Raw genomic sequence first — 4,731 nt, 5'->3', positions numbered from 1 at the left:
AGCATGTGGAACATCATGCAGAGCGGCAGCGCCGAGTACCGGATCGACCGCACCATCCCCTCCCGCACCACCGTCGACGCTGCGACGCTCAGCTACGCCAGCACCGGCAGCGTCAGCGTCCCGGCCCGGGGCGCGACCGAGTTCTACACGCTGCAGAGCTACGTGCACTCGAGCCGGGAGGCCGCCGCCCACGCGCGGGCGCGGGCGGACATCCTGCGCCGTCCGGCCCGGTACTTCGACGACTCGATCCGCAGGTGGGAGGGCTACCTGAGGGCGGGTCTGTCCAACCCGAGGGCGACCGAGCCGCAACGCCGGGTGGCCGTCAAGGCCATCGAGACCCTCAACGGCAACTGGCGCTCGCCGGCCGGCGCGATCCGGCACGACGCCGTCACCCCCTCCAACACCGCCCGCTGGTTCGACGGCGTGTGGGCCTGGGACAGCTGGAAGCACGCGTACGCGATGGCCCACTTCAACCCCGAGGTGGCCAAGGACAACGTCCGCGCCATGTACGACTACCAGATCACCGCCGACGACCCGGTGCGGCCGCAGGACGCCGGGATGGTCATCGACGCGGTGTTCTTCAACAAGCTCGCCGACCGGGGCGGTGACGGCGGGAACTGGAACGAGCGCAACACCAAGCCCCCGCTGTCCGCGTGGGCCGTGTGGGAGATCTACCGGGCCACCGGTGACCGGCGTTTCGTGGCCGAGATGTACCCGAAGATCCGTGCCTACCACGACTGGTGGTACCGCGCTCGCGACCACGACCGCAACGGGATCGCCGAGTACGGGGCGACCAACCACCCGGAGCACAACGACGCGAACGGCAACATCACCTTCACCGTGCAGTACCTCGACGCGCCGCCCGGCTCGGTCGACCTGAGCGGCTGCCAGAAGGCCGAGGACTCCGAGACGTTCGCCTGCGCCGGGGACTCGCTCTACCGGGCCGTCCTGGCGGCGGGCGGCTACGAGTCGCTCTACATCGGGGCCCAGGACGCGGCCGGCTGGGAGTCCGGGATGGACAACGCCGCCCGGTTCGGCTTCATCGACAACGACCAGCTGCAGCGCTACGCGGACTCCCGCTATGCCGGCGACGTGGAGCGGGCCCGCAAGGACTGGCAGGTGCTCTTCCTCGAGAACCGCGCCCCCGACGGCCGGCTGGTCGGGTTCTCGATCAACCAGGAGTCCGTCGAGCTGAACGCCTACCTGGCCCGGGAGAAGCAGATCCTGGCCGACATGGCGGACCTGCTGGGTCATCGGGCCCAGGCCGGGCGGGACCGGGCCGGGGCCCGGCAGATCGCGGCCCACCTCGACCGGTGCATGTTCGACCCGGCCACCGGCTTCTACTACGACCGGCAGATCACCGAGGAGCTCGCCGACCCGGGGGAGTGCAGCGGCACCCTGCTCACCGCCCGCGGCCGGGGGCCCGAGGGGTGGAGCCCTCTCTGGGCCGGGATCGCCCCGGACGACAAGGCTGCCCGCGTGCGTTCGGTGATGCTCGATCCGGACGAGTTCAACACGACCGTGCCCCTCGGCACCGCGGCGCTGACCAACCCGGCATACGACCCGCAGATCTACTGGCGCGGCCGGGTCTGGCTGGACCAGCTCTACTTCGGGGTGGCCGGCCTGGCCGGCTACGGCTACCGGGACGACGCCGCCGCGCTCGTCGAGAAGCTGTTCGGCAACGCCGAGGGCCTGACCGGCAGCGCGCCGATCCGGGAGAACTACAACCCGGAGACCGGTGCGATGCAGGGCGCGACCAACTTCGGCTGGAGCGCCGCCCATGCGTTCATGCTCTACCGGGAGCTCCGCTGAACGGGCAGGTGCGCCGCCCCGCCGCTTCGGCGGGCCGACGGGGTCGACAGGGTCGACCGGCCGGCAGGTCTGACACCCCCGATCGGAAGGACACGACAAGTCCGGCTCCGACGACCGTTGCGTGCGGCACCGTCCGCGCTGCGCCGGACTCGTCTTGTCGAACCGTACGGGCCGGCACCCGAGGCCTGGTCGACGGGCGCGCCGCCGCCGAGCGGGGCTGGTCCCGCCGCGCGTCCTCCCGCCGCGGGCGGTGAGCATGCCCCGATGAGCCCGCTGCTGCCCGCCCGGACCGACGTGGTCGTCGTCGGCGGTGGCGTCATCGGCCTGAGCACCGCCTACCACCTGGCGCGTCGCGGGGTCGGGGTGGTGCTGGTCGAGATGGGTGCGCTCGGGTCCGGGTCGACCTGCAAGGCGGCCGGGGGGGTGCGGGCCCAGTTCAGCGACCCCGCGAACATCGTGATGGGCCGGCACGGGCTGAGCGTCTTCGAGCGGTTCGGCGAGCTGTTCGACCAGCAGATCGACCTGGTCCAGCACGGCTACCTGTTCGTGCTCGACGACCCGGCCGACGTCGCCGACTTCGAGCGCGCCGTCGCGCTGCAGAACTCGCTCGGCGTCGAGAGCCGGATGGTCACCGCGGCCGAGGCCCAGCGGCTCGCGCCCGTCATCTCGGTCGACGGCGTCCTCGGGGCCGCCTACTCGCCCCGGGACGGGCACTGCAGCCCGGAGTCGGTCGTGCTCGGGTACGCCCGCGCCGCTCGCCGGGCCGGTGCGGTCCTCGTCCCGCACTGCCGGGTGACCGGCGCCTCGGTCGTCGACGGGGTGGTGCGTGCCGTGCACACCGCGGCCGGCAGCATCGCCACGGACACCGTGGTCTGCTGCGCCGGCGCCTGGTCGCGGCCGGTCGGGGCGCTGTTCGGGGTCGACCTGCCCGTCGACCCGCTGCGCCGGCAGATCGTCGTCACCGAGCCGATCCCGGGCCGGCCCGCGGGGATGCCGATGACGATCGACTTCACCACCACCTTCTACTTCCACGACGAGGGAGCCGGCCTGCTGATGGGCCTGTCCGACCCGGACGAGACGGTCGGCTTCAAGCTCGGCCGCGACGACGCGTGGCTGCCGCGTCTCGCGGCGGCCGTCGAACGGCGCGCCCCCGCGCTGGCCGAGGTCGGGATCGCGAGCGGCTGGGCCGGCCTCTACGAGGTCACGCCCGATCACAACGCGCTGGTCGGGGAGGCCTCCGAGGTGAGCCGGTTCCTCTACGCGACGGGGTTCTCCGGGCACGGCTTCCTGCTCGGCCCGGCGATCGGCGAGGTGATGACCTCGCTCGTTCGGGGCGAGACTCCCTTCGTGGACGTGTCGGCGTTCGACGCGCGCCGTTTCGAGCGGGGCGACCCGCACGGCGAGAAGCACATCGTCTGAGCGGCGTCCGGGAGGCCGCCGAGTCCCGGGTCCCCACGCGCACGGACACCGTCCCACGACCGTGAGCTCGGTGCGCCCTGCGCCACGCCCGACGAGTGTGTCGCAGCTCCCCCTGACGAGGGGGTTCACCGAATCTTCATCGAATGCTCGTCGTTTGCGTGTGGTAGATGTCGCAGGATCGTCCTCGTGCCAACCAGCCCACGTCGGAGTGGGCCGACCACCAGCTGAGCAAGGAGCTGCCCATGCCACCCGCACCGTCGCGAGACGCCGACCACCACCCCGAAGGCTCGGCGCCGGGCCGACGGGTCCGGCGACGGTGGGTGCTCCCGCTCGTCTCGTTGGCGGTGGCGGCCGCCGCGGTGGGCGGAGTCGTCGCCGCGACGGCCGGCGGCGGGGACGGCGCCGACCACCAGGTGCATCCCGCCGATGCCGGCCGGGCCGGTGGCACCTCGGGCGCCGCCATCGCCGGGACCGTCTGGGTCGCCAACGAGGACGGCGGCAGCCTGACCGCGATCGACGCGGCATCCAACACGGTCTCGACCACGGTCGAGGGCATCGAGGGACCGCACAACGTGCAGGTCGCCCCGGACGGCCGGTCCCTCTGGGCGGTCAGCGGGCACCGGTCGCAGGCCGTCATGCTCGACGCCGGGTCCCTCACGCTGCACGGCACGGTATCGACGGGCGCCGCCCCGGCGCACGTCATCGTCACACCCGACGGTCGCCGCGCGTACAACACGAACGGCGCGGACGGAACCGTGACGGCGATCGACACGGCGACGATGAAGGTCGTCGCGACGATCCCGGTTGGCCCGGGCGCGCACGGGCTGCGGCCCAGCCCCGACGGCAGATGGCTCTACGTTGCGGACATGGCAGGCGCCACCCTCAGCGTGATCGACCTGAGCGACGATCGCAAGGTTGCCGACGTCGAGGTGGGCAAGGCACCGGCCCAGGTCGCCTTCTCGCCGGATGGCCGGTTCGTGTACGCGTCCCTCAGCGGTGCGGACGCGGTGGCGAAGGTCGATGTCGCGACGCGCCGGCTGGTCGGCACGACCAAGGTGGGCTCGACCCCGATCCAGACCTTCGTCAGCCCGGACGGCCGGTTGCTGCTCGTGGCCAACCAGGGGACCAAGGACCACCCGGGCACGACGGTCTCGGTCATCGACACGGCCACCTTCACGGTCGTCGACACGGTCGAGACGGGACAGGGCGCGCACGGTGTCGTGGTCGATCCCTCGAGCCGGTACGCCTACGTCACCAACCTGTTCTCCGACGACGTCGCGGTCCTCGACCTGGGCACGCTCCAGGTCGTGGCGCGGGTACCGGTGGGGGACAAGCCGAACGGGATCAGCTTCTCGCCGGTCCGGGTCGGCCCGCAGCCACCCGTGAAGCTGGACCTGCCCGCGATGCGGGACATGACCGGTCCGGGTGGCCACGCGACGGACGGCCACGCGCCGGCCGGCACCGACCAGGGTGGTCACTCCGGCGTCGGGGACGGCGGCC

General features: G+C 72.5%; 3 protein-coding genes. All 3 read left to right on the top strand.

All coding sequences use genetic code 11. The features are described 5' to 3' along the window. Positions 1-1,812 (top strand): alpha-glucosidase (gene ygjK, locus WMI84_RS16955; RefSeq protein ID WP_347354954.1); only part of this gene is annotated, 1,812 nt, incomplete at its 5' end. A 264-nt stretch (positions 1,813-2,076) separates the two neighbouring features. Next, a complete protein-coding gene (locus WMI84_RS16950) occupies positions 2,077-3,231 on the top strand; it encodes an FAD-binding oxidoreductase (protein WP_347354953.1) in 1,155 nt (384 codons plus the stop codon). Positions 3,232-3,473: 242 nt separating this feature from the next. Further along, the coding region (locus WMI84_RS16945) for a beta-propeller fold lactonase family protein (RefSeq protein ID WP_347354952.1) at positions 3,474-4,731 on the top strand (1,258 nt) is incomplete at its 3' end.

This window comes from Intrasporangium sp. (assembly GCF_039812505.1).
Taxonomy (GTDB): domain Bacteria; phylum Actinomycetota; class Actinomycetes; order Actinomycetales; family Dermatophilaceae; genus Intrasporangium_A.
Note: the sequence above shows the minus strand (reverse complement) of the source record. Positions and strands in the feature narration are given on the sequence as shown.

Excerpts from the sequence above, each read along its gene's own strand:
- WMI84_RS16950 (WP_347354953.1), top strand. The coding sequence starts at position 2,077 with ATGAGCCCGCTGCTGCCCGCCCGGACCGACGTGGTCGTCGTCGGCGGT.